This is a genomic window from Rhodococcus sp. MH15 (assembly GCF_019266045.1).
In the GTDB taxonomy this organism is placed as follows: domain Bacteria; phylum Actinomycetota; class Actinomycetes; order Mycobacteriales; family Mycobacteriaceae; genus Rhodococcus_F; species Rhodococcus_F qingshengii.
In genome coordinates, this window is sequence record NZ_LPNP01000065.1 from 442489 (window position 1) to 466888 (window position 24400).

The following is a 24400-nucleotide window of genomic DNA, read 5'->3' on the forward strand; positions in this document are numbered from 1 at the left end:
ATTCGAATGGTGCTCAGTGAGGCGCCTCTGCCGAGATCTCGAGGAGAACAACCGCTATGACAGCGTCGACCTCTTTAGTGCCGAATGATCTGCTGCTCCATCCCTCCACGTACGATCGGCCGGAGTTCGACGCGACCACGCGGAGACTGCTGGGCGCGACCGTCGACTGGTTCGAGGCGCGTGGAAAGAACCGACTCCTGGCCGACTATCACGACAAGATCTTCTACTCCGATTTCCTCGATTTCGCGGCGAAGGAAGGTCTGTTCGCCACATTTCTGACGCCCGCCCGCGACAGTGGTGGCGACTCTGACAAGCGCTGGGATACCAGTCGTATCGCCGCGCTGTCCGAGATCCTCGGCTTCTACGGACTCAACTACTGGTACCCGTGGCAGGTGACCATCCTCGGTCTCGGGCCGGTGTGGCAGAGCGACAACGAGACGGCAAGGGCGCGAGCAGCTTCCGCTTTGGCTTCCGGAGGCGTTGCGGCATTCGGACTGTCCGAGAAAGAGCATGGCGCGGACGTCTACTCCACCGACATGGTCTTGACGCCCAACGGCAGCGGCGGGTACCTGGCCAGCGGTTCGAAGTACTACATCGGAAATGGCAACTGCGCCAACACGGTCTCTGTCTTCGGCCGTGTCGACGGAGTGGAGGGCACTGATCAGTACGTCTTCTTTTACGCCGACTCGGACCATCCGGCATTCACCGTGGTGAAGAACATCGTTCCGGCCCAGATGTACGTAGCGGAGTTCTCACTCGTCGACTATCCCGTTGCGGCAGAGGATATCCTGCATACCGGCGAGGCAGCATTCAGTGCCGCACTCAACACCGTGAACATCGGAAAGTTCAACCTGTGCTTCGGCGGAATCGGTATGTCGACTCATGCCTTGTACGAGACGATTACCCACGCGCACAATCGAATCCTGTTCGGCAATCCCGTCACGGCGTTCCCACACGTACGACGTGAATTCGTCGACGCGTACGCGCGCCTGCTGGCGATGAGGCTCTTCTCGGATCGTGCGGTGGACTACTTCCGCACCGCATCGCCCGAGGACCGCCGCTACCTCTTGTTCAATCCCGTCACCAAGATGAAGGTGACAACCGAGGCACAGAAGGTGATCGGACTGCTCTCCGACATCGCTGCGGCAAAGGGCTTCGAGAAGGACAGCTACCTCGCGGTGACCAAGATGGATGTCGACGGGCTGCCCAAGCTCGAGGGGACCGTCGCCGTCAATCTCGCCCTGATCGCCAAGTTCATGCCGGCGTACCTCTTTGCCCCCGAGTCATTTCCGGCGATTCCGACGCGCAACGACGCAGCCGACGACGAGTTCCTGTTCCGTCAGGGTCCGGCACGGGGGTTGTCGAAAGTTCGATTCGACGACTGGCGAGCGGTGTACGCGAAGTTTGCGGATGTTCCCAACGTTGCACTGTTCGTGGACCAGGCAGAAGCGCTCGTGACCCTTCTAGCCGAAGCTGCACCGGATGCGGCGCAGCAGGTCGACTTGGACTTCGGCCTTGCGATCACCGAACTCTTCACCCTCGTCGTCTACGGCCAGCTGATCCTCGAACAAGCCGAGATCTTGGGATTGGACGAGGGACAGCGGAACGGTGGGGTGCTGGATCAGATCTTCGATGTCCTGGTCCGCGACTTCAGTGCTGCAGCGGTGGAGTTGCACGGAAAACCCAGCGCCAGTGAAGATCAGCAACGGTTGGCACTGGCATCTATCCGGCGCCCCACGTTCGCGGCGGAGCGATTCGAGTACGTCTGGCAGCAAGTAGTCGCCTTGTCTGGTGCCTACGAAATGAACGGTGCAGGCTCAACGAACGGGGAGGAATGAAATGTCTGAACTGACGATGAATCGACCGCGTGAGGATTACGGCTTCTTCGGCCCAGGATCACCCAGTTGGAAGATCTGGGCCGCGCCGACAGCGCTGATCGGGTTCCAGCGGTCGGTGGTGCTCGCGCACTTCGACCCCTTCTTGGCTGCCGCAGTGGCAGACATGAGCGGGATTTACAGCGATCCGGCCGGGCGACTCGACCGAACCTTGGCGTACTTCCTGACCGTCGCCACTGCCGACGGGCGGACAGCACTGGCGCTGTCCGACCACCTCATGACAGTTCATGCTCAGGCTACGGGCATCGAACCGATCACCGGAACTCGTTACAGCGCAAACAATCCGGCGTCACAACTCTGGATCCACGTGACGGGTTGGCATTCGGTGCTCAAGTGCTACGAGATGTATGGGCCGGGCCCGCTTTCAGCTGTCGAAGAGCAGCGGTACTGGGAAGAATGCGTGATCGCTGCCGAACTACAGACATGCAAGACCTCCGACGTTCCACGCTCCCGAGACGAGGTACGTGAGTACTTCGCTGAAGTCAGGCCCAGATTGTGTACCTCCGAGCGTGCCAACCGGGCGATGCACTACTTGTTGAGAACACCGAGAGCGCAGGGGAAGACGAAGTTCGCGACATTCAGCCGATTGGTCGCGCCGGCCACTATCGCGACTTTGCCCGGCTGGATGCGAACGATGGGTGGGTTCGATCAGCCAGCGTTGTTGGACAGAGCAATTGCGCCCGCGGTGCGAACGGCAGTCCGGTTGGGTAGTTCACCGAAGAACATGACCACTGCTCTGAAAGTCATTGCGCCGATGACGGGCAAGGTGTTGGAGCGCCACCTGCGTGACGAGCAACCCCTGGACCCGAGAGTTGTCACGCCAGCGGAGATTCGGGAGCGATTCCCGCGAGCCGCCAAGGTTGCGCAGGCCGTCTGACGGGTTCGCCACGGTCTGTTGGCACCGCATCGGGGGGATCCCTTCGATGCGGTGCTCGGCCGTGTTCTGTTGTGCCTGAGGTTCGTTCTCAGGTTTTGAATGTGGTGTTCGCTGGGCGCGGTTGCTGCCCGGGGTCGATCGAGGGTGGCGGGATGAACCAGGGTTTGTTGTCGACTCCTATTCGGATTTCCCATTTCCCGACGAACCCGGCTTTTCGGTGCATCAGCCGGTGATGTGAACGGCACAGCAGGACCAGGTTGTTCATCACCGTCGGGCCACCGTTGGCCCAGTGCTTAATGTGGTGCGCATCGGTCCAGGCGGGTACGCACGTGCAGCCGGGGAAGGCGCAGCCCTTGTCCCGGGCGATCAACGCCACTCGCTGTTCGGCGTTGACCAACCTCTTTCCTGGTTTCGCATCGAGCGGTGCGCCGTGATCGTCGAGCAGAACCGTGTACAGGAAACAGTCACACCCGAGAAGCCTGGTCCGCGATACGGACAGTGGTCCGAGCCAGGGCATGTGCCCGACGTCGAGATCCGACACAGCCGCTCCACCATCAGGAGCAGCGGGTGTTGCGGCGCAGTCCCGATGCTCCGCGAGATCGCGGGCGTTGATGTGCACGTTCACGTGCGGCCGCTGGCCACCGTCGGTGCCGGTCTTCGCGCAGTCCAGGTAACGCCGGATCAGTTCGGTGAACCCGTCCGCGGTCCGCTTCGCCGCCGACCGGGCATCGGGGGTTCCATCGGGTGCCGGGGTGGGCATCGTCAGATTCGACAGGGCCGAGAGCAGCATTTCGCCCGTGAGGGCGTCGAAATCCCCACGCACCACCACGCGACCATTGAGCGTCGAGGCGATGCGGAGCTCGTTCCGGTCGACGTCTTCGGCGGGTGGAATTTCATCGGATTCGAAGATTCGCTCCAAGGTCGCGATCACGTTCCGCACCTTCGTCGTTGTCGCCTCCACCCCCGACGCGGCAGCCAACAACAAATCGATGCACTTCGGTAGCGCCTCCTCCGGCATGCCTTTAGGTGGCGACTCGCAGAACGCCACGATCAACACGGCATGCTCGAACGAGCAATCCCCGCAATCGAACCGAGCTCCCACCGCCGGAAACGGCCGCAAAGCCGCACCCAGGGCGGCGATCTTCTTCCCGTCCCGAACCTGCAACATCGTGTTGGCCGCCAACCAGGACCCCACACCGCGGCTGGCAATCACCTGATCATCCGGGCGCAACGAGAGTTCGTCGACCACCGCCACACGCACAGCTTCGAGACGAAGAATCTCCGCACTCGCCTCGACAGCAGCAGCGCGCAACTCGGCAGCAGTCAACTGCCACAACCGTCCGCGTAACCCCACCGCAGAACCCGACACCACTTCCGACAGACAAACACTCATTGACCCCCCGATCCCCTCCCCAAATCATACTCGAACATGCGTTCGAGTCAAGAGCGTTTTCGAATCCTCGATTCGATACCGTCAAGGAGGATCTGTAGGCCCTGAGTAAATGACTCTTCGGTTTCTCGTTCGAGATAGAAGTCGCCGCCCGGTACCGGTGGGGCCTCCCGACCCAACTGCGTCGTGTGGGGGAAGTCGTCCACGAAATCCGGTGCAGCATCGGCCAGTGCAGCAGAAGACTCTGCCCACCAATGAGATTCGGAATCTCCGATGGTCGAGGCGCTTCGGATCTCAGCTAAGGTCCGCGCGGACCCCCGGATGAAATGGAAAAGTATGCTCACCGATCTGCGGATGGTCGGAGCATCGAGACCTGTGGAGTAGAGAATGGACAGGAGTGATTCGAGTCCTGCCTGCTCGTGCGGACCCAGGACGGGGCGCGCCAACGAGACATCCAATGTCCACGGATGGCGTGTATGTAGGGCGAAGAGTGCGGCGGCCCAGTCGGAGAGTGCCATGCGCCAGTCGCCGGTGTCTGCGATCGGCGGTAGCTCGACATGCGCCCGGTCGTACATCAGGTCCAGCAGTTCGTCCTTTCCCGGTATGTAGGTGTACAACGACATCGCAGTGCGGCCGAGGTGGTCGCCGATCATGCGCATCGACAACGGTGTCGTGGGGTTGGCGTCGGCGACTTCGATCGCGGCGTCAACGACTGTGTCCGTGGACAGCGCGGGCTTCGGTCCTCGGCGGCCGGAAGGCGTCTCGGGTTGACGCCACAGAAGTGAAATCGTGCGTGCGATATCGCGTCGGCCTGCCTGTTTGTTCATCTTGTCGCTTTCGTGGAGTCGCGCTATTCTTAATTACTTTACAGTGTAAAGATTTGGGAGTGGACATGGTTGAGGCAAGACTTCACGACGGGACATCTATCGAGGTCGAGGTTCTCGGACATGGCCCCGCCGTGCTGATACCTGTGAATCCGATTTCGGCTACCGGCATCAAGGCGGACGAACTTCGCGCCTGGGGCGTTGACCCCTCGCTCGGTCGAACATTCATGGAAGGGTTGGCGTCGAACTTCACTGTGGTTGCCTTCGACTACGAAGGGCACCGGATGGCGTCGCCCGCGCCGGACACGCTCACTCCCGACAACATCGCGTCCGACATTCTGGCTGTGGCGAATTCGGCTGGGATCGACCAGTTCGCCTACTACGGATACTCCTGGCTGGCACTGTGCGGATTGCAGTTGGCGCTGCGCACCGATCGTCTGACCGCACTGGTCATGGGTGGTTTCCCGCCGGTGGATGGGCCGTACAAGGCGATGCTCCAGGTTACCGAAGCTACACACCGCATGGCGAGTGAACCGCCCCAGCGCACATCACAGCCCACGGCATCATCAGACGAATTCGATTGGAACTCCATCGACATTGCGTTGACCGGAGCGCAGACCCGGCAGTTCGTGACGCTGTACCGCGCACTTGGTGAATTCGACGATCGAACGATTCAAGGGCGCATCCTTTGTCCGCGAATGTGTTTCGTCGGTTCGCGAGACGTCATCGAATACGGTGACCGATGGGGTGGGGTACGGGTCGCGCCGGCCGATCTCGACCTCGACGCCGTTCGGTCGGCAGGGTGGGATATCGAGGTACTCGACGGTCTGGATCACACGCAGGCAATGCAACCGACTCATGTTCTACCCATTCTCAAACCCTGGTTGGAGAAGGTGGTCGGTGTTTGACCGTGCGGGCACACGGGTAACCCGCTCCGGATGCCGTCAGCGTGAGGGGGCCGTGAGTGGACGAGTCACACAAGATCCGTCGCCGATCGTTTGTTCAAGGGCTTGGCCTGCTGGCCGGTCTGAGCGCGTTGTCCGCTGGATCAGCGACGGCTCGACCACCTGATGTCGATCCACTGCGCCCGTTCCAACTTCCGTCGCCCCGTCTGGAACCGTTTCGGGAGACCCTTCCTGTCCTGCCGGGCATTTCGGGTGGCAACCTGGAGCTTCGTGCGGCATCGTCGATGCACCGATTCCATCCGGACCTACCGTCGTCGCCGTCGCTGGGTTACGGCGGAATGGATTATCTGGGCCCCACCATCGAAGCTCACGTCGATCAGCTCGTCACAGTCCGATATGCCAATGACATTTCTGCGTATCCGCTTGCCGCGGATGTCGATCCGGGTCTGCACGGCGTCAGCGACCTCGACCGCACACAGGTCCCCACCTCGCTTCACCTGCACGGAGGAGTTACTGCACCGCAGTTCGACGGGCATCCGGAGCTGATTCAGCGTCCGGGCGAAGGTTTGGTTCACGAGTACACGAATGGTCGTGCCGCCGGCAATCTTTGGTATCACGATCACGCCATGGGAATGACGCGCCTCAACGTCTACGCCGGGCTGGTCGGGATGTATTTTCTCCGTGACGACGCAGATACAGGCACCACCGGGAATTCTCTCGGCTTGCCGTCCGGCGAATTCGAGCTTCCGATGATTCTGCAGGACAAGGTCTTCACCTCCGACGGTCAACAGAGTGTCCGTTCCACGTGGCTCACTCCGCAAGGTTCATGGGATCCGGCGACCCCCGGTGACGTTGGCGTGGTGAACGGCGTCGTGTGGCCGAAAGTGGAGGTTGCCCGCGGCCTGTATCGATTGCGACTGCTCAACGCCGCAACCTATTCGGTGTGGAATCTGCATTTCGCAAATCGTATGCGGTTCTGGGTGATCGGGTCCGAAGGCGGTCTACTGGCCGCCCCGGCGCCGACGGATCACGTTCGGTTGAGTCCGGGTGAGCGCGCTGATCTGCTTGTCGACTTCAGTATGCTCGAGCCGGGCACGACGGTGGAATTGCGCAACGACGAACCGGTACCCCTTGCGGTGGCGCAACGCGGCACGCAGGTGATGCCGGTCTTCTGTCGGTTCGACGTGGGCAACGCAAAGGGATTCACCGGCTCGATCCCGCAGCAGCTGAATTCCGTTGCTGCCGAACCGGCGTCCCCGGATGTGGTGCGAAATCTCACGATCATGCAGCTGTCGCGTCCCTCGGATTACCCGTCGATCACTATGTCGCTCAACAATTTGAGGTTCACCGATTCGGATATCGAACTGCCACGTCAGGGAGCCGTCGAGCAATGGAATCTGATCAACATCACCACGGAACCACATCCGATTCATCTGCACCTGGTGGCGTTCCGCGTTGTGGGGCGCCAGAACATCGACACTGCAGCGCTCATGCAGCGGTACCCGGTACCTGATCTGGGGGTCCGGTGGACGCCGTCGGCAGAGGAATTCGTGACCTCCCCGCTGCGGCCTCCCGAAGTTTGGGAAACGGGGGAGAAAGACACTGTCATCGTGGATGCCAACTCGATTACCCGCGTGATCGTGCGCTTTCCGACGGCCGACGAGTTGGGCTTCGATCCGGATGCAACTTTCGTGAGAGGTTCCATGGCAGATCACTCGGCACACGGAGAAGTCGGCATGGGGGACCTGCAGGGGTACGTCTGGCACTGCCACATGCTCGATCACGAAGACCACGACATGATGTTGCGATATCGGGTGGTGACGTAGCCTTCAAGGGGAGAAAAGTTCCCAGAGGAGGCAGCTGTGTCGGAAGGTGCGCCCACCGGGCCCCTGGACGGATATCGGGTGATTGAACTCGGAACCTTGATCGCCGGGCCCTTCGCCGGGAAACTGCTCGGCGACATGGGCGCCGACGTGATCAAGATCGAATCGCCGGACCGCCCGGACCCGCTTCGTACCTGGGGTCAGGCCGAGCAGGACGGTCATCGATTCTTCTGGACGGTTCACGCCCGCAACAAGCGGTGTGTGACGTTGGACCTTCGCGTCGACGCGGGACGAGACCTGTTTCTGAATCTGATCGAACATGCCGATGTGGTGGTCGAGAACTTCCGGCCGGGCACCCTCGAGAAGTGGGGCCTGGGATTCGACGTTCTCAGTGCGCGCAATCCGAAGTTGGTGTTGGCCAGGGTATCCGGTTACGGGCAGAGCGGACCGCAAGCCAAGAGCGCCGGCTACGCCTCGGTAGCCGAAGCGGTCAGCGGATTTCGGCATCTGAACGGTTATCCAGGGCAGGCGCCTCCGCGTATTGCCCTTTCGCTCGGAGATTCTCTCGGCGGGATGTTCGCCGTTCAGGGAGTGCTGGCGGCGTTGCTCTCACGAGAGCGGACCGGCCGTGGTCAGGTGGTCGACGTTGCCCTCACGGAATCCTGTCTGGCGGTGCAGGAATCCACGATCCCGGATTACGATCGGGGCGGGATCATCCGGCAGCCCTCGGGAACGAGATTGGAGGGTATTGCGCCGTCCAACATCTATCAGACCTCTGAAGGAAACTGGGTGGTGATCGCAGCCAATCAGGATACGCTCTTCGTGCGTCTGTGCACCATCATGGGGCGACCGGAACTAGCGCATGACGACCGCTTCTCCAATCATGTTGCGCGTGGCAAACATCAGGACGAGCTCGACGAACTGATCAGTGCCTGGGTCGCGCTCCAAGACCCCACCAGCCTGGTGGAACGCCTCACCGAAGTGGGAGTTGTTGCCGGGCCGATCAATACGGTTGAAGATGTCGTCAAGGACCCGCAGCTGATCGAGCGTGGGATGCTCGTCGACCACTACGACGAGCGGATCGGTGAAAACGTCCTCGGCCTGGGCGTCGTGCCTACCTTCAGTGAGACACCCGGATCCGTGCGCAACGCGGGAGCGTCGGCGCCGGGTCACGACAACTCCTCGGTGTGGGGCGGGCTCCTCGGACTCTCGGACGACGAGCAGGCAGAACTGAAGACGAAGGGCGTGATCTGACATGTCGGTACCTGGCGTGGGTATTCCAGCAGTCAGTATTCGTGAAGTCGGACCACGGGACGGGTTGCAGATCGAAGACCCGGTGTCGCTGGCGGAGAAACTTCGTCTTGTCGACGCTCTGGCTGCGACGGGTGTTTCGCGTATCGAGGCGACGTCGTTCGTCTCACCGCGCGCTGTGCCGGCGTTGGCCGACGCGGAATTGTTGGCAGCAGAACTGCACCAGTGGCCCGGCATCGAGTTCTCGGCATTGGTCGCCGGAATCGGTGGAGCGAAACGGGCCGTCGCCGCAGGAATGAAAACCGTCGAATATGTTGTGTCGGCATCGAATGGCCACAGCGAGGCCAACACTCGGTCGACGACGGAGCAAGCGACCGAACGTATCGGAGAGGTCGTCCGGATCGTCCACGACGCCGGAGGACGGGTGGAGGTCATCGTGGGCACAGCCTGGGACTGTCCGTTCGACGGTCCAACCGACCCGGATCGTGTTCTGCGGATTGCGGAGCAGGCCAAGGAGTTCGGTGCTGATCAATTCTCGATCGCAGATACCATCGGCACTGCCACGCCGGGACGTGTCGGACGATTGATCGACGCTGTGGGCGAAAGAGTAGGTGACTTCGGCTTGGGTGCGCACTTCCACAACACGCGTGGCGCTGGTCTTGCTTGCGCGTTTGCGGCTGTGCAGCACGGTGTTCGAAACCTCGACGCGTCCACCGGAGGTCTCGGCGGTTGTCCGTTCGCTCCCGGTGCCAGTGGCAACATCGCGACGGAGGAACTGGTCTACATGCTCGAAGACATGGGCATTGCGACAGGTATCGACCTGGATGCGAGCATTCGTGCCGCTGCCGTTGCAGAGGAGATAGTGGGCCATACGGTTCCCAGTAATCTTCTCCGCGCCGGCGACCGGAAGCGGTAAAGACCTTTACTCTTCTCGGTTGGGTGATGCCAGCTGCAGTTTGACCAGCTGCTCGTGCGCCGCGGCCGGCCAACCGATGCGCTGCTTCTCCAGATACCAGGCACCGGCGGCAAATGCGATCGCGAGGACGATCCAGATCGCGACGCTTCCGATCTGAGAGCCCAGGTCGCTCGACGAGGACACTTCGCCCGTGCTGTAGTCGTATTCCGTTGTCGTGGTGATTCCCTCTACTGCGAAGGTCCACAGAATCGGAAGGGCACACAGTGCGGCGAGGGCACGCGCGACATGCGCTGGACGCAGTTCGAAGATCATTCATTTCTCCTGGTGATCGACCCGGTGAATCTCACTCTCCTCGAAAGCTATTCGGGTTCGACGGCGCTGTCTGTAGTCGAATCGACGGACATGGACGAGGTGCCGAGCTCTCCCCGGTCCCCCTGCCGTAGCAGCTGCATTCCGTTGTGATCGAACTCGATTCGTCGAACGTCTTCAGTGTCGACCAGCATCGTGGCCATAGCGGTACGCCGAGGTGGAAGGATCCGTATGGTCACTTTTCCTCGCGTGATCGCGGTGAGTTCCCGGACGATGCTCGAGTGGATTCGGTCGCGCACGTCGGCGTTCGCGCCATCCATTCCGTGGTCGTCGAGCAGGACCACTTCGACGCCGCGGTTTCGAGCGGCACGCACAGCATCGATGACATCTGTCTGTTGTAAGCCTGTCGCCCTCAGCGAATCTCGGAGTTGCGCCTCGAGGAGTTCGCATTCTTGCCGCTCGGTGGTTGTCAGTGGAACCCCGGAAGCGACCCGTTCGAGGAGCGGGCGTGCAAGGACATCGAGCCTGTCGAGTTGAGCGTCGCGTTCCTCGAGAATCGCAGCACTGGCGGACGCGGAGGCAATTCGTTGGGTGGACCGCTCACGAAGTTCGTAGATAACCCTGGCTTGAGGACGGATGGTGTATGCGAAGAAGGTCGACATCAGAACAGGGCCCGCGTTGATGACCGTCAACGACACTCCGTACATGGCCCCCTGGCCGGTGGTGGAGGACCAGATGGCGGTCACCAACACCATGAGTCCAAGCCCGAGCCACGCGAGTGCTGTACGCCCACGAACGCACATGAAGGTGAAGACTGCCGTCGACATCCCGAACATCCAGAGTTGAGTCATGTCGTTGACGGGGACGGGAACCACTGACAACACCAGGCCGCTCGTGACGGCGCCGGTCAGAGACACCAGAACGCTCTGCCCCAGCGGCATCGGGTCGCCTCTGCTCAGTACGAGTGTGAAAGCCGCAGTCGAGCACACGATAATTGCCAAGATCATCGGCCAGACTGCGCGGACGTCGGAGGACGTGTAGGCGACCGAGATCACGCAGGTGAGCGCGAAGCATGCAGCCATGAATCGAGCAGCACGGCTGTGCATGCCGAGAAGATCGCGGACATCTCGTCCGTCCGGTCTGGTCATGTCATCACCGCTACGGGCAAGCTCAACGTCAGAGTCACCGAAGTGCCGCGGCCGGGTGACGATCGAATGGTTGCCGATCCGCCGTCGAGTTGACGCATTCTGCTGCGGATGCTGACAGTGATTCCGAGGCGATGCGTCTCGACGGAGCTCGGATCGAAGCCGACGCCGTCGTCGGTGACGACTACTTCGAGGTGGGTGGCGGTTGCCGTGACCGTGACCGAACGCCGTGCACTGCTTCCGGCGTGTTTGACGCTGTTGCGCAGTGCCTCGGCCATCGCACCGGCCATCGCACGAATCGAGTCGGGTGCGTATCCGCTCGGATCAGACCCGTCGGAGAGGGCGGTCTCGAACGTGATGTTTTCGTCCACTTCCGAAGCGGCTGAACGCAACTGAGCGAGGATTCCGTCGAAGTCGAAACTCGTCTCGTGGTCGGTTCCGGAGCGCAGTTCGTCGAGTCTTGCCACCGTCCTTCGCGCCTGAGCGACGACCGAGGGATCGGCATCGTTTCTCGAAGCAGCGAGCAGAGTCGACATCACGGTGTCGTGGATGAGTGCGTCGAATCTCTCGCGTTCGACGGATTTGGCCTCGGCCGCGGCGGCGCCGGCGGCAGCGGCATGAGTGGTGGCGATGGTCGCATCCAGTACTCGTCCGGTTCGCAAGGCCATGACGGCCGCTGCTACGAAAACCGCGCAAAATGTCCAGGCGAAGGCGAGGTCGGGAACCAACAGGTGCGTCGTGGGACTCGTCCGGATTATGTGATTGGTCAACTGTGCGAGTGTTGCCACTACGAAAAGGTGCACGACGGCGGCGGCCGGTCGCCAAGCTGCAGCGGCAGCAAGGCTGGCGACGCCGGGGAAATTGGAAATCCACAAGGTGAAATCTGTGACGTGGTCACCATTCCACGCCGGCCACCACAGGAGGATGACCACGACGTAGAGAACCGCATTTGCGCTCGCAGTTCGTTTCACCCATCGGGTGTCGGCGTGGAACGTCGATGCTCCCAGCGCCAGCCCACTACCGAAAGTCGCGACCACCGCCAGTGGAGTCCACCACGACGCAGACATCGCGGTGGCTTCTGCAATCGCAGGGGCAAGCAATATCAGATAGCAGACATAGCCGGCGCCGATGAAACGGCCGAAGAGCCTCAGAATTTCGTCAGAAGCACTGGCTGTTTTGTCGAAAGCAACTCTGTCGATCAGAGTTCGTCGATCGTCACTATCTGATCTTGTATCGCTCGCACGAGTAATTCGCATTTCGTCGGTGCGTTCCTTCCAACGTCGGCATACTTCTCGCGAATCCGCGACAGGTGGGTCCCCACCGTTCCCACGCTGATGTAGAGGTTTTGAGCGACGCGTGACTTCGAATCACTCAGTAGCCATTCCCTGAGAACCTCGATTTCGCGCTCCGAAAGGTGCGGTCCGACGGGATCCTGTGACATGCAGTTTTCCACAGTGACTGTCATGAGTTTCGTCCTTACTTCTCTGTAGCGGAATGACAGACCCCCGACAGTGCCGTCTTCTTGTCATATGAATGTAATTCGAAGAGGGAAATTTTTCCCAGACATCAATTCCTCTGCCCCTATTCTCAGGGGCAGTGCTGTGAGAGTTATTGTTACCGAACCTCATTGTTAGTCAAAGTCAGCTTTTTTCCGGAAGTAGGCCGTTCAGGAATTGGTAACACCCCGTCTTCGACCGCGCGTTTGTACAAATCCGTTTTTGTCGGTGCGGGTCGTCCGACAGCCGCATATTTCTGCCTGATGCGCTGGAGGTAGTCGTTAACCGTCTGCGGCGCCAAACCGGTGAGTCGCGCAACTCGATCCGCCTTCTCTCCGGATGCGTAAAGTTCGAGGACCTCGAGTTGTCGAGGGCTCAGACCCACTTCGTCGAGACCTGGATCCCCGTCGATTGCGGCAGCCCACTCTGTCGTCACCACCTGCCTTCCCGACGCGGCGGCGCGTATCGCATCAACCACGACGGCAGTCGGTTCGGACTTGCGTACAACACCCAGTACGCCGGCACGGGCGGCCGAGCGAACGAGGTACGGGTTTTCCGCCCCGGTGAAGATCAATGTCTCGAGCCCGGCGGCCCGCAGTTGCTCGACATTGCTCTTGGGCGATGAACCGTCGGCCAGCCGGAGGTCGAGGATTGCCAGATCCAAGGCGACGTTCTGAGCGAGCATCTCGGACACAGTGGTCGCGATGCACACCAATTCGAGGTCCGGCTCGTCCTCGAGCATCACGGACACGCCGATTGCTACCGACTCGTGGTCTTCCACCAACCCGACACGGCGGTGTGGAAATGCTGTTTGCTCTGGCATAGCGATTGTTTCCCTCCGCTCGATGCGAGGACGTTATCAGGCAGAGCTGACTGACCGGTATGTTACGTGTCAAGATTTGAAGTCAGCCTGGACTGTTTTACGTTTCGGCTCTACAGTTGTCTTGTGACCGAGACCACTTCCGATGCGAAAGTAAGCCGTACCCAGGCCGAACGTACAGCGGCGATGCGTGGGCGCCTCCTCGACGCCGCCGTCGAATCGTTGGTCGAGCTGGGCTACGCACGGACCAGCACGCAAGAGATCGCCCGCCGGGCAGGCGTCTCGCGGGGTACGCAACTGCATCATTTTCCGACCAAGGAATCGCTGGTCGTCGCGGCCGTCGAGTATCTGGTCGACAAACGACTGGAAGAAATCCTCACCGCTGAGGTGGATCGGGGTCGAGGCCTCGAGGTCCTGGCGGACGCGTTCTCCGGGCCGCTGTTCTATGCCGCCCTCGAATTGTGGGTCGCGGCGCGGACCGATCCCGTTCTGCATGCGGCGACGGTGCCCCTCGAACGCAAGGTGAGTGAGGCGCTCGAGTTCGGCAGCGCCGAGTTGTTCGGTGATCGGTTCGATTCCGAGTCGGTCGAACTCACCATCGAACTCGTTCGTGGGCTAGCCGTCTCAGCCCTGTTTCGTACATCCGAAGCCGACGACGCGCTCAGAGCGCGACTGTTGCCGGCCTGGCAATCCCGAGTGGAGAAGAAGTGAAGCTTCCCGAACATGTCGAAACGCTGATCGTCGGTGCCGGATTTGCCGGTATGGGCTTGGCCGCCAGAATGCTTCGCGACAACCGCGCTGCAGACGTCGTGTTGATCGAGCGTGGAGCTGACATCGGCGGCACTTGGCGCGACAACACCTATCCAGGCTGTGCCTGTGACGTGCCGACGGCGTTGTACTCGTATTCTTTTGCGCCGAGCGCCGATTGGAGTCATACCTTTGCTCGTCAACCCGAGATCTACAACTATCTGAAGAAGGTGGCCGCAGACACCGGCATCGTGGAACGCGTAGTCCTGAACTGCGAGCTCGAAGCTGCTGTGTGGGACGAGGATGCGGCGCTGTGGCGTATTCGGACATCTCGAGGGTCGTTGACGGCCAAAGCTCTGGTCGCCGCGACCGGAGCGTTGTCGACGCCCAAGATCCCGGATTTCCCCGGTCTCGACCAATTCTCCGGGACCACTTTCCATTCGGCGACGTGGAACCACGAACACGAACTGCGTGGTGAGCGCGTAGCCGTGATCGGAACGGGAGCGTCGGCGGTTCAGTTCGTTCCCGAAATTGCCGACCCTGCTGCCCATGTCACCGTGTTCCAGCGAACTCCGGCCTGGGTGATTCCGCGAATGGATCGCACCCTGCCTGCGGCGCAGAAGGCCGTGTACTCGCGGATTCCCGCTACGCAGAAAGTTGTTCGCGGAGCGGTTTACGGTTTTCGCGAGTTGCTCGGTGCCGCGATGTCACATGCGACGTGGGTCCTGCCGGCCTTCGAGGCGGCCGCGCGCCTCCATCTGCGCAGACAGGTGAAAGATCCGGAGTTGCGCCGGAAACTGACTCCCGATTTCACGATCGGTTGCAAGCGCATGCTTCTGTCCAACGACTGGTTGCGCACCCTCGACCGCGCGGACGTGAGCCTGGTCGACAGCGGGCTCGTCTCGGTCACCGAGGGCGGGGTGGTCGACGGGCACGGAGTCGAGCACAAGGTCGACACCATCATCTTCGCCACGGGGTTCACGCCGACGGAACCGCCTGTGGCGCATCTGATCACCGGAAAACGTGGCGAAACGCTGGCCGCGCATTGGAACGGTAGCCCCAATGCCTACAAGGGCACTGCGGTCAGCGGGTTCCCGAATCTGTTCCTCATGTACGGTCCGAACACCAACCTCGGACACAGTTCGATCGTGTACATGCTCGAGTCCCAGGCCGAGTACGTCAACGACGCGTTGAACACCATGAAACGTGAGCGACTGGACGCTCTTGATGTCAACGAGTCGGTACAGGTGCACTACAACAAGGGAATTCAGCACGAGTTGCAGCACACGGTGTGGAACAAGGGCGGATGCTCGAGTTGGTACATCGATCCGGAGGGGCGCAACTCGGTGCAGTGGCCGACGTTCACATTCAAATTCCGTTCGCTGCTGGAGCATTTCGATCGTGAGAACTACTCCGCTCGCAAGATCGAAAGCGTCCAGGCATGACCACGACGCACTACGACGTGGTGGTAATCGGATCGGGATTCGGTGGCAGTGTCGCCGCTCTTCGCCTGACGGAGAAGGGCTACCGTGTCGGGGTGCTCGAAGCCGGTCGACGGTTTGCCGACGACGAGTTGCCCGAAACCAGTTGGCGGATGCGAAAGTACCTGTGGGCGCCGTGGATCGGATGTTATGGGGTTCAGCGTATCCACCTTCTTCCGGACGTACTCGTGATGGCGGGAGCCGGCGTCGGGGGCGGATCGTTGAACTACGCCAACACGTTGTATCAGCCACCCAAGCGGTTCTTCGAAGACCGTCAGTGGGCGCACATCACGGACTGGCACGACGAACTGGCGCCGTACTACGACCAGGCCAAACGGATGTTGGGTGTTCGCACCAATCCGTCCTTCACTCCGGCCGATGCGGTGATGAAAGACGTAGCCGAAGAGATGGGCGTGGGGGAGACCTTCACGTCCACCCCCGTCGGTGTTTTCTTCGGGGAGGCAGGAGTTTCCGTGCCGGACCCGTTCTTCGGCGGAAAAGGGCCCGAACGCACCGGTTGCACCGAATGCGGGGGATGCATGACCGGGTGCCGAGTCGGGGCGAAGAACACGCTGGTCAAGAACTACCTCCATCTCGCCGAGCAAGCGGGCGCCAGGGTTCATCCGCTCACGACCGTCACCGAACTTCGGCCGAGCGCAAGCGGTGGTTATCACCTGCTCGCGAGGCGAACGGACGGCGTCCGCCGGCGAGAAGTTCGGTTCACCGCCGATCAGGTGGTGGTTGCCGCCGGAACGTATGGAACGGCGAGACTGCTGCTCGGTATGAAGGAATCCGGTGCCCTGCCTGACCTGTCGGACACTCTGGGCACCGTCGTACGTACCAATTCCGAAGCCGTACTGGCCGCAACGTCGAAGTCGCGTCGACGGAACTTCACGCAGGGCGTAGCGATCACATCGTCCTTTCATCCGGATGATCACACGCACATCGAGCCGGTGCGATACGGCAAGGGCAGCAATGCAATAGGACTTCTGCAGACCGTCCTGAGTGACGGCGGCGGGCGAACTCCCCGGGTGCTGAAGACTCTGGCGGTCGCGGCACGGCACCCCGGTGCGTTCTTCCGGTCCTTGTCGGTACGGAACTGGTCCGAGCGAACCGTCATCGCGCTGGTGATGCAGACCGACGACAACTCCCTCGAACTTTCCAAGAACACCAAACGATTCGGGCGTTCCCTCACCAGTAGGCCGGGACCGGGTGATCCACCTCCCCAGTGGATTCCGCAGGGCCATACAGCCATTCGCAAGGTCGCCGAGAAGATCGACGGCGACCCGGGCGGTTCCATCGCCGAGATCGTGAACATCCCGATGACGGCACACTTTCTGGGTGGCTGCGCGATCGGTGACAGCGCGTCGAGTGGCGTCGTCGATCCGTATCTGCGTGCATACGGTCATGAGGGACTGCACGTCATGGACGGTTCGGTGGTGAGCGCAAATCTCGGAGTGAATCCTTCCCTGACCATCACTGCGCAGGCGGAACGAGCGTGCGCGATGTGGCCGAACAAGGGTGGCGCGGACGCCCGCCCGAAGACCGGCGAGCCATACGTACGTATCGATCCGACTTTGCCGTCCGATCCGGTGGTGCCGACGCATGCACCAGGCGCTTTGCGGCTTCCCCTGACCATTCGAGCTGAGAAGGTGTCCGATGTGGAGCGTGCCTGAATCGACAAGTGACCGCGTCGACTGGCCGGTGAGTGATCCGCCCCCGTGGCCGGCTCGCGTTCGCGCGACACTGTGGTGGCACCGCAGTACGTCGGCGGCACGCGAGCTCGGCCCGGATGGTCGAACGATTCCGATGACGGTGGCCATGATGGTGGACTACCTCGATTCGCCGGTCGGCCCGTATCGCGAGATCCTCGCCAGTCCGGTCTTGCATGCGCCAGGGAAACGGATCGGGCCTATGCCGCGGATGGCGGTCCCTTTCATCGCGGTGGATTCGGAACCGTCGGTGCACGGTGGGCGAGTCCACTGGCAACTACCCAAGGTTCTGGCCAAGTTCGACGGAGACGTGCAGCAGAAATTCACTGCAACCGGCGACGGATGGCGGGTGCGTTCGGATACGCGGATGCTCGGGCCGCGTCTGCCGATTGCCGGGGGGTTGGGATTTGCGCAGCCGGAGTCCGGTGGAGGTCTGGCGATCGCGTCGGCAAGGCTGACGGGATCGTTCCGATACGCGCGCGTGAGCGTCGAGGCAGAGGGGCAGACCCTGCCGGACTGGTTGGCTGCGGGCACCCATCACGGCGTCGTGATTCTGGGCGGAAAAATGACTACGGGAGCGGCCAGGCGTCGGTAACGGGGGTTTGACCTGCGAAAAGCGACCAAGGCCGCCCGTCAGTGACCGGGCGGCCTTGGTCGTGTGGTGTGAAAGTCAGGTGTCGACGTCCCACAGGCGCCTCTCCGCGGGTGGTCGCTCGCAGCGACAAAAGGGGTGGGGCCCGGGGCTTGTTCGGACGCCGACAGGGTGTTCAACGGCGGTCTCCCCGGATTTGTTCCCGGGGATCGTGAAGTATTTCCGACGCGGTGTGTAGTGATTCAAGCAGGGCCGACGAGTTCAGGCAGCGCCGAGCTGGGCGAGTTCCATTTTCAGTGCCGTGCACAGGTCCGATCCGGCCGGCCCAGTCAGAGCTGATCGCAGTCGGTTGTAATACGTCCGCGTCGACAGGCCGAAGGTGACGAAGATGTCCTCGGCAGCGGCGCCGTTCCACGGGCGCCACAGGATTGCGAAGTCGATGAGGTCGTCCGCATACGATCCACGGTTTCGCGAGCGTTTGGCACGTCGAACCTGGCATTCGTGGGTGTTTGCGACGCTCGTCCCTCCACAGAGCTGAGGTGGCATCTTCGTCACTCGGTTCACGAGAGTCTCCTGAACTGGTCGGTCACTCACATGACCAGCACGCCGCCGTCCACGGGCAACGCGACGCCGGTGATGTAACGCGCTTCGTCGGAGGCGAGGAATTTGACGGCGTTGGTGACGTCGTCGTTTTCTACCCACGGGATCGGGTAGAGGATCATGTCGCCGGAGGCCTTGGCGAAGTCGTCGCGACCCGGATTGTCGGTGCCGGGAACGAATTGGTTGTACATCGCCTGGTTCTGCACCATCTCGGTGTCGACCTGCGTCGGGTTCACGGTATTGACGCGAATGCGATGCGGAGCGAGTTCCTGGGCGAGGGTCTTCATCAATCCCACGACGCCGTGCTTGGCCGAAACATAGTGTCCGACACCCGTGTACGCGCGCAGCCCGGCAACGGAGGCGGTGAGGACGATCGCGCCGCCGGTGCCCTGTTCGATCATGTGGGGGATCGCGGCCTTGACGGTGCGCCACACGCCGCTGAGGTTGACGTCGATCATTTCGCCCCACTTCTCCTCGTCCAATTCGTGCGCGTTCCCGAAGGAGAGGATGCCCGCGTTTGCGATGACGATGTCGACGTGGCCGAAGCGATCGAGCCCGGCTTCGAGGGCCAGCTTGACCGAGTCGAAGTTGCGCACGTCGGCGTGCGAGAAGATGATCTTGCCGCCTGCTTCTTCGACGAGACGGATTGTTTCCTGAAGGTCGTCCTCCGTGGCCAAGGGGTACGGCACGGTGTCGTTGTCCTTGACGGAGTCGAGAGCGATGATGTTCGCGCCCTCCTGCGCCAGCCGCAATGCGTGATTACGCCCTTGCCCGCGAGCAGCACCCGTGATGAATGCGACCTTGCCTTCGAATCGTCCGGTCATGGGGATCCTCCTGTTGCTGAAATTGTTGTGTACGTGGGTGATCGGAGAGCTATTTGACGAGTACGCCTGCGTCGACGGGCAGTGCGACGCCGGTGATGTACCTGGCTTCGTCGGACGCGAGGAAAAGCACGGCATTGCTGACGTCGACGGATTCGACCCACGGGATGGGCAGCGCATTCATCGCTTGCGACAACGGGGCGAAATCCTCCCGGGTCGGCTCGTCGATGTCCGGACAGAACAACTCGTACATGGCGTCGTTCATGATCATCGGAGTGTCGACCTGGGTGGGGTTGACGGTGTTCACTCGGATTCGGTGGGGAGCCAGTTCCTGCGCGAGAGTTTTCATCAACCCGTTGACGCCGTGTTTCGCGGCTGTGTAGTGCGCGATGTTGCCGTATCCCTTGAGCCCGGCCGCCGAGCTGGTCAGGATGATCGCGCCCCCGATGCCCTGTTCGATCAGGTAGGGGATTGCTGCCTTGGCAGTTCGCCACGTGCCGCTGAGATCGATGTCGACGACAGTGCCCCACTGGCTTTCGGTGAGTTCGTGTGTAGGTGAGGGGATGTTGATACCGACGTTGGCACAGACGATGTCGACGTGACCGAACTGGTCGACTCCGCGGCCGAGGACACCTTTGATCGCGGTGAAGTCGCGAACATCGGCCACCTCGGCCAGAATTCGTCCGCCGACCGCCTCGACCGACCGGACGGTCTCGGCGAGGTCGGCTTCGCTTGCCAGCGAGTACGGAACGCCTTCGACATCGGCGCAGATGTCGAGCGCGATGATGTCTGCGCCTTCCTCGGCCAAGCGGATCGCATGTGCCCGGCCCTGGCCGCGTGCTGCGCCGGTGACGAACGCGACCTTGCCCGAAACTCTTCCGGTGGTGCGTGCTCTGGTGGTCACTTGATCACTCCGTATCGGCGTCGGTCGATGGTCAGTGCAACTGCGGCAATCACCACGATGCCCTTGATGACGAGTTGTGTGTAGGGGTCGACCGAGGTCAGGTCCATTCCGGCGCTCAGCAACACGATCACGAGTGCACCGAGGATCGTTCGATGTGGGCCGCCGACGCCACCGGACAGTGCGGTGCCGCCCACCACCACGGCTGCGATGGAATTGAGCAGGCTGGGGCCTGCACCCATCGGGACGCCGGTGCTGGCCTGGCCGGTGAAGATGATTCCGGCAATCGCGGCGACGGCTCCGGCAACCGCGAAGACCGCAAGTTTGGTGCGTCGTACGCGAACACCGACGAGTGCCGCGGCGCGTTCGTTGCCGCCCACCGCATACATGTGGCGACCGAACGACGTACCGAATGCCAGGACTGTCGCGCCGATGGTCAGCAGGATTGCGATCAGTGCCCCGTTGGGGACGTTGGGGATCATCGACTCGTTCACCAGGCTCTGGAGAAGATTCGAATTATAGGAAACAGGACCGCCTTTGGAGACGGTGTTGGAAATGCCGTCGAGTACGGACATCATTCCCAGCGTCACCAGGAACGACGGAACCTTGAGCATTGTCGTGATCAATCCGTTGACCAGTCCGACCACCGCCCCGGCGGCGATCACCATGACTATCGCCAACGGGCCGCCGAACTTGTCGATCCACGTGGCGATCAGAATTCCGGCGAGAGTGGCCGTCGCCGCCACCGAAAGATCGATACCACCGATCAGAATGACAAACGTGCCGGCGAGCGCGAGCACGGTCAGGAAAGCCATCTGGTTGAGAATGTTCTGCGCGGACGTCGCAGTGATGAAACTTTCCGTGCGCCACTGGAAATAGATGATCAGGACCAGCACTGCAACCGTCGGTACAACTATGTTGCGGTGCTGATCGAGTCGACTCAGCAGACCGCGCGCGCCTGACGGCGCTGCGGCATCGCTGGCCGGCGATTGCTTCGAGAGTGTCTGGGTCACTGCATTCCTCACATCATGTGCTTGATCACGTCGACTTCGGCGGGCTTGTGCTCTGCAGGGGCCGCCAGCTCTGCGCTGATGACTCCGTCCTTCATGACCACGATTCGGTCGGACATTCCGATCACTTCTTCGAGGGATTCGGCGCACAGCAGCACACCGACCCCCGATGCAGCCATCGACCGGACCAAACCGTAGATCTCCTCTCGCGTTCCGACGTCGATTCCACGCGTCGGATCGCTGAGGACCAGCACTTTGCATTCGCGACCTTGCCACCGAGCGAAGATCGCCTTCTGTTGGTTTCCGCCACTGAGTTCCCCGATGGGCGTCGACAACGACGGGGCCTTGACCTGCAGCGCGCGGGCCAACTGCGTCGTCCGTTCCCTTTCGGTCCGTAAACGCAGTAGCCGCGTCCACGGGTGGCGGAGGAGATCGAGGAAGCCGATCGAGATGTTGTTTCTGATCGACGCGCTGCGGAACAGGGAGTCCTGGGCACGCTCCGGCGGGACGTACAGGACTCCGGCTGCCACGGCAGCGGGAACCGACCAGTGCTCGTGCGCAGTACCGTCGACCTGAATCGAACCCCCCGACAACGACTCCGCACCCGCGACTGCTGCAGCCACCGACGCTTTCCCCGAACCGATGACTCCGGCCAGTCCCACTACCTCGCCCGGTCGGACGACAAGATTGACGGACTCGAACTCGCCTGCGCTGCTTGCATCTCGGAGTTCGATCAACGGCTTCGTCGACAGCACTCCGGTCTGTTCGCCTTCGCGGTAGTAGTCCGCGCTGCGTTCGCTACCCACCATCAACTCGTGCAGTTGCTCCGCCGTGACGCCGTCAGCAGAGAGCGTTTCGATGGACCGCCCGTCGCGAAGTACGAGTAGCCGTGTGCTGATCCGCAGGACGTCTTGCAGGATGTGAGAGACGAAGATGAACGACACCCGATCGCGCCACCCCTCGATCAACGCGAAGAGGATTTCCACCTCGGTCTCGGTCAACGCGCTTGTCGGCTCGTCGAGGAGGATCACCGGCGCTTCGGTGGCGTCGGTGATCCGCGAGAAGGCACGTGCGATCTCGACCAGTTGCCTTTGCGGGTAACTTAATTCGGCGACAACGACGTCGGCGCGCAGCCCCTCGATGCCGAGCGTGTCGAGTAGCGACTGGGCGGCGTCGCGCATTCTCCGACGCCGGCCGGGTCCCCAACCACCTATCTCGCCCTCACGTCCGAGATAGATGTTCTCGTACACCCGCAGTGCATCGACCAATGACTGCTCCTGGACCACCACGGAGATTCCGAGTTCGCGGAGAGTACGCGAGTCGCCGAGTTCCACGTGTATCCCGTTGACATCGAGGCTTCCGGCGTCGGGACGCACCGTTCCCGTCAAAACGCCGATCAGCGTTGACTTTCCGGCGCCGTTCTCACCGATCAAGCCGAGAACGTCACCTCTGCTGACGTCGAGTGAGACGTCCTGGAGGGCGTGAACGGGTCCGTAACTCTTGCAGACCCCGCGCAAGCTGATGGTTGCTGTGTCGCTCACCTTCGTATCACTCATTCTCAGGCCACGAGTTGGTCTTTGTACTGCAGCAACGGGCCCGAGCGGAACGCGGCTGCGTACTCGGTGCGTACTCCGGTGATATCTGCAGAGTTCCAAGCGCTGTTCAGCGTGTATTGGTCCTGCGATACGCCGGCGTAGTACTCCCGCGGATCGATCGGGTTGAGTACGGTTTGCGGGTCCCAATCGTCAGGATGCAGGGCCTTGCTCATTTTTGCCCAGTCGAACGGAAGTGTGGGTGCGTACACGGTTTTCAGTACGTCGTCGGCGATCTCCGGAGTCACCAGGAGTGCTCCCTGTGAAAGGAATCGCTCCGGCAGAGACAGGTCGACGCCGTTGAGTTGATCGAAGATGGTGACACCGAGAATTCCTGCCGTGAGTCCGCCGACCGTCGCACTGGTCAGGTATTGCTTTCCCTGCGCGATGTATTCGACGTTCTGCTTGTTACCGTCGAATCCGACCACGATCTTGCCGGTGATCTTCGCGGCGTCCAGTGCCGCAATGACTCCTGCAGCTTGACTGTCGTTCTGCGCGAACACCCCGACGAAGTCCGGCACCGAAGGCAAGATGTTCGTGAACGCCTTTCTCGCGTCTTCCGAAGTCCAGTTGCCCGGCGACGCGGTGACGATTTTGATTCCCGGGTAGTCCTTGGCCGCGGCGTTCAGTCCAGCTGTCCGTTGATCGTCGGAAGACGAACCCTTCTGCCCCGGAACATGAATGATGGTTCCGTTGCCGCCGACCTTGTCGAACAGAGCCTTGGCGGTTGCGACGGCGATCTTGGTGGACGGCGGTGTGATGAAGCGGACCCACTTGTCCGCGTCGGCGGGTGTGTACCAGGCGGGCGCCGTGTACGAGCTGGCATACAGAATCCCGGCTGCCTGGCAGGCTTTCGTGACAGCTGCCGCTTGAGCTTCGGTGGCGGGAGTACCGAAGATCGACTTGCCGCCCGAAGCGCGGACGTTGCCTACCTGTCCCAGCGCAGTGTTGACGTTGCCCTGGTCCTCCACCGAGGACATGCTCACGCCCAGCGCGTCCATCGCCTGCTTGCCGCCGTCCGAGAACGCGACGAAGTAGTCGTTGGAGAGAGTTGTGACCTGGCAGAGGGTCTTTTCCTGGACTTTGCCCGCGCCGGCGCCACCGCCGGCGGCGGTACTGGTGGAACTGCCGCCTGCTCCGCAGGCCACTGCGCCGAGGGTGATGCCTGCTGCGCCCATTGCGGCGAAGAAGGAACGTCGGGTCAGTGGATGAGAGAACGTCGCGTTTCGCGCGACGTCCACGATCTTCGATTCGATCGAAGGCATGATCACATCCTTGGTCTCACAAGAGGGG

Annotated in this window: 23 protein-coding genes; 10 read left to right on the forward strand and 13 right to left on the reverse strand. The window is 61.6% G+C overall.

Annotated elements, in window-relative coordinates; all coding sequences use genetic code 11:
- Positions 1-56 precede the first annotated feature (56 nt).
- A complete protein-coding gene (locus ATN37_RS16500; protein ID WP_218695399.1) occupies positions 57-1838 on the forward strand; it encodes an acyl-CoA dehydrogenase in 1782 nt (593 codons plus the stop codon).
- Position 1839: 1 nt separating this feature from the next.
- A complete protein-coding gene (locus ATN37_RS16505; protein WP_218695400.1) occupies positions 1840-2772 on the forward strand; it encodes an oxygenase MpaB family protein in 933 nt (310 codons plus the stop codon).
- A gap of 88 nt (positions 2773-2860) precedes the next feature.
- Here ATN37_RS16505 and ATN37_RS16510 read toward each other — a convergent pair whose 3' ends face one another.
- Both ATN37_RS16510 and ATN37_RS16515 read right to left on the reverse strand, forming a co-directional pair.
- On the reverse strand, positions 2861-4165 hold the full coding sequence (locus ATN37_RS16510; protein ID WP_218695401.1) for an HNH endonuclease signature motif containing protein: 1305 nt from the start codon (positions 4163-4165) through the stop codon (positions 2861-2863).
- Between the two features lie 47 nt (positions 4166-4212).
- On the reverse strand, positions 4213-4989 hold the full coding sequence (locus ATN37_RS16515; protein WP_218695402.1) for a TetR/AcrR family transcriptional regulator: 777 nt from the start codon (positions 4987-4989) through the stop codon (positions 4213-4215).
- A 65-nt stretch (positions 4990-5054) separates the two neighbouring features.
- Here ATN37_RS16515 and ATN37_RS16520 point away from each other — a divergent pair, with 65 nt between their 5' ends.
- From ATN37_RS16520 to ATN37_RS16535, 4 genes are read left to right on the forward strand one after another with little or no spacing between them, the layout of a single operon-like run.
- Entirely contained in the window at positions 5055-5894 is an 840-nt protein-coding gene (locus tag ATN37_RS16520) for an alpha/beta fold hydrolase (RefSeq protein ID WP_007732299.1), read from the forward strand.
- Positions 5895-5950: 56 nt separating this feature from the next.
- Positions 5951-7717 carry a multicopper oxidase family protein gene (locus ATN37_RS16525; RefSeq protein ID WP_218695403.1) on the forward strand — a complete coding sequence of 589 codons (1767 nt, stop codon included), beginning with the start codon at positions 5951-5953 and terminating at the stop codon, positions 7715-7717.
- A gap of 36 nt (positions 7718-7753) precedes the next feature.
- Complete coding sequence (locus ATN37_RS16530) at positions 7754-8968, forward strand: CaiB/BaiF CoA-transferase family protein (protein WP_003943481.1); 1215 nt, start codon at positions 7754-7756, stop codon at positions 8966-8968.
- Positions 8969-8984: 16 nt separating this feature from the next.
- On the forward strand, positions 8985-9881 hold the full coding sequence (locus tag ATN37_RS16535) for a hydroxymethylglutaryl-CoA lyase (protein WP_374103517.1): 897 nt from the start codon (positions 8985-8987) through the stop codon (positions 9879-9881).
- A 6-nt stretch (positions 9882-9887) separates the two neighbouring features.
- Here ATN37_RS16535 and ATN37_RS16540 read toward each other — a convergent pair whose 3' ends face one another.
- The 5 genes from ATN37_RS16540 to ATN37_RS16560 all read right to left on the reverse strand — a co-directional run bounded on the left by ATN37_RS16540 (position 9888) and on the right by ATN37_RS16560 (position 13654).
- Positions 9888-10193 (reverse strand): hypothetical protein, encoded by a 306-nt coding sequence (locus ATN37_RS16540; protein WP_007732306.1) that lies wholly within the window; start codon positions 10191-10193, stop codon positions 9888-9890.
- Positions 10194-10240: 47 nt separating this feature from the next.
- On the reverse strand, positions 10241-11338 hold the full coding sequence (locus ATN37_RS16545) for a hypothetical protein (protein WP_075831935.1): 1098 nt from the start codon (positions 11336-11338) through the stop codon (positions 10241-10243).
- On the reverse strand, positions 11335-12402 hold the full coding sequence (locus ATN37_RS16550) for a sensor histidine kinase (protein ID WP_218695404.1): 1068 nt from the start codon (positions 12400-12402) through the stop codon (positions 11335-11337). Before ATN37_RS16550 ends, ATN37_RS16545 begins: the two co-directional genes overlap by 4 nt.
- A gap of 131 nt (positions 12403-12533) precedes the next feature.
- On the reverse strand, positions 12534-12800 hold the full coding sequence (locus ATN37_RS16555; protein WP_232354230.1) for a helix-turn-helix transcriptional regulator: 267 nt from the start codon (positions 12798-12800) through the stop codon (positions 12534-12536).
- Between the two features lie 149 nt (positions 12801-12949).
- Positions 12950-13654 (reverse strand): LuxR C-terminal-related transcriptional regulator, encoded by a 705-nt coding sequence (locus tag ATN37_RS16560; protein ID WP_075831937.1) that lies wholly within the window; start codon positions 13652-13654, stop codon positions 12950-12952.
- A gap of 183 nt (positions 13655-13837) precedes the next feature.
- On the opposite strand from ATN37_RS16560, the gene ATN37_RS16565 reads away from it, so the two are divergent.
- From ATN37_RS16565 to ATN37_RS16580, 4 genes are read left to right on the forward strand one after another with little or no spacing between them, the layout of a single operon-like run.
- The gene (locus ATN37_RS16565; protein WP_223304522.1) at positions 13838-14362 is read left to right on the forward strand and encodes a TetR/AcrR family transcriptional regulator; all 525 of its coding nucleotides are present in this window, start codon (positions 13838-13840) and stop codon (positions 14360-14362) included.
- Positions 14359-15843 (forward strand): NAD(P)/FAD-dependent oxidoreductase, encoded by a 1485-nt coding sequence (locus ATN37_RS16570; protein WP_075831939.1) that lies wholly within the window; start codon positions 14359-14361, stop codon positions 15841-15843. Before ATN37_RS16565 ends, ATN37_RS16570 begins: the two co-directional genes overlap by 4 nt.
- Entirely contained in the window at positions 15840-17555 is a 1716-nt protein-coding gene (locus ATN37_RS16575; RefSeq protein ID WP_158170261.1) for a GMC oxidoreductase, read from the forward strand. Before ATN37_RS16570 ends, ATN37_RS16575 begins: the two co-directional genes overlap by 4 nt.
- Complete coding sequence (locus ATN37_RS16580; protein ID WP_218695405.1) at positions 17539-18186, forward strand: acetoacetate decarboxylase family protein; 648 nt, start codon at positions 17539-17541, stop codon at positions 18184-18186. Before ATN37_RS16575 ends, ATN37_RS16580 begins: the two co-directional genes overlap by 17 nt.
- Positions 18187-18444: 258 nt before the next feature.
- Here the strand turns inward: ATN37_RS16580 and ATN37_RS16585 are convergent, their stop codons facing one another.
- The 6 genes from ATN37_RS16585 to ATN37_RS16610 are packed head-to-tail and all read right to left on the reverse strand — an operon-like array spanning position 18445 to position 24372.
- A complete protein-coding gene (locus ATN37_RS16585; RefSeq protein ID WP_218695406.1) occupies positions 18445-18747 on the reverse strand; it encodes a hypothetical protein in 303 nt (100 codons plus the stop codon).
- 26 nt (positions 18748-18773) lie between these two features.
- Positions 18774-19607, reverse strand: coding sequence for a mycofactocin-coupled SDR family oxidoreductase (locus tag ATN37_RS16590; protein WP_054187020.1), 834 nt, complete (start codon positions 19605-19607; stop codon positions 18774-18776).
- 49 nt (positions 19608-19656) lie between these two features.
- On the reverse strand, positions 19657-20508 hold the full coding sequence (locus tag ATN37_RS16595) for a mycofactocin-coupled SDR family oxidoreductase (protein ID WP_218695407.1): 852 nt from the start codon (positions 20506-20508) through the stop codon (positions 19657-19659).
- Positions 20505-21518, reverse strand: a complete 1014-nt coding sequence (locus ATN37_RS16600) for an ABC transporter permease (RefSeq protein WP_168421999.1) — start codon at positions 21516-21518, stop codon at positions 20505-20507. Before ATN37_RS16600 ends, ATN37_RS16595 begins: the two co-directional genes overlap by 4 nt.
- An 8-nt stretch (positions 21519-21526) precedes the next feature.
- Positions 21527-23056 carry a sugar ABC transporter ATP-binding protein gene (locus tag ATN37_RS16605; RefSeq protein ID WP_218695408.1) on the reverse strand — a complete coding sequence of 510 codons (1530 nt, stop codon included), beginning with the start codon at positions 23054-23056 and terminating at the stop codon, positions 21527-21529.
- Positions 23057-23073: 17 nt separating this feature from the next.
- Positions 23074-24372, reverse strand: a complete 1299-nt coding sequence (locus tag ATN37_RS16610) for a sugar ABC transporter substrate-binding protein (protein WP_143542547.1) — start codon at positions 24370-24372, stop codon at positions 23074-23076.
- Positions 24373-24400 lie beyond the last annotated feature (28 nt).

Coding starts and splice junctions, on each gene's coding strand:
- ATN37_RS16565 (WP_223304522.1), top strand. CDS start 13,838: ATGCGTGGGCGCCTCCTCGACGCCGCCGTCGAATCGTTGGTCGAGCTG.
- ATN37_RS16540 (WP_007732306.1), bottom strand. CDS start 10,193: ATGATCTTCGAACTGCGTCCAGCGCATGTCGCGCGTGCCCTCGCCGCA.
- ATN37_RS16580 (WP_218695405.1), top strand. CDS start 17,539: ATGTGGAGCGTGCCTGAATCGACAAGTGACCGCGTCGACTGGCCGGTG.
- ATN37_RS16560 (WP_075831937.1), bottom strand. CDS start 13,654: ATGCCAGAGCAAACAGCATTTCCACACCGCCGTGTCGGGTTGGTGGAA.
- ATN37_RS16505 (WP_218695400.1), top strand. CDS start 1,840: ATGTCTGAACTGACGATGAATCGACCGCGTGAGGATTACGGCTTCTTC.
- ATN37_RS16520 (WP_007732299.1), top strand. CDS start 5,055: ATGGTTGAGGCAAGACTTCACGACGGGACATCTATCGAGGTCGAGGTT.
- ATN37_RS16575 (WP_158170261.1), top strand. CDS start 15,840: ATGACCACGACGCACTACGACGTGGTGGTAATCGGATCGGGATTCGGT.
- ATN37_RS16555 (WP_232354230.1), bottom strand. CDS start 12,800: ATGACAGTCACTGTGGAAAACTGCATGTCACAGGATCCCGTCGGACCG.
- ATN37_RS16590 (WP_054187020.1), bottom strand. CDS start 19,607: ATGACCGGACGATTCGAAGGCAAGGTCGCATTCATCACGGGTGCTGCT.
- ATN37_RS16500 (WP_218695399.1), top strand. CDS start 57: ATGACAGCGTCGACCTCTTTAGTGCCGAATGATCTGCTGCTCCATCCC.
- ATN37_RS16545 (WP_075831935.1), bottom strand. CDS start 11,338: ATGACCAGACCGGACGGACGAGATGTCCGCGATCTTCTCGGCATGCAC.
- ATN37_RS16515 (WP_218695402.1), bottom strand. CDS start 4,989: ATGAACAAACAGGCAGGCCGACGCGATATCGCACGCACGATTTCACTT.
- ATN37_RS16550 (WP_218695404.1), bottom strand. CDS start 12,402: ATGTCTGCGTCGTGGTGGACTCCACTGGCGGTGGTCGCGACTTTCGGT.
- ATN37_RS16610 (WP_143542547.1), bottom strand. CDS start 24,372: ATGCCTTCGATCGAATCGAAGATCGTGGACGTCGCGCGAAACGCGACG.
- ATN37_RS16510 (WP_218695401.1), bottom strand. CDS start 4,165: ATGAGTGTTTGTCTGTCGGAAGTGGTGTCGGGTTCTGCGGTGGGGTTA.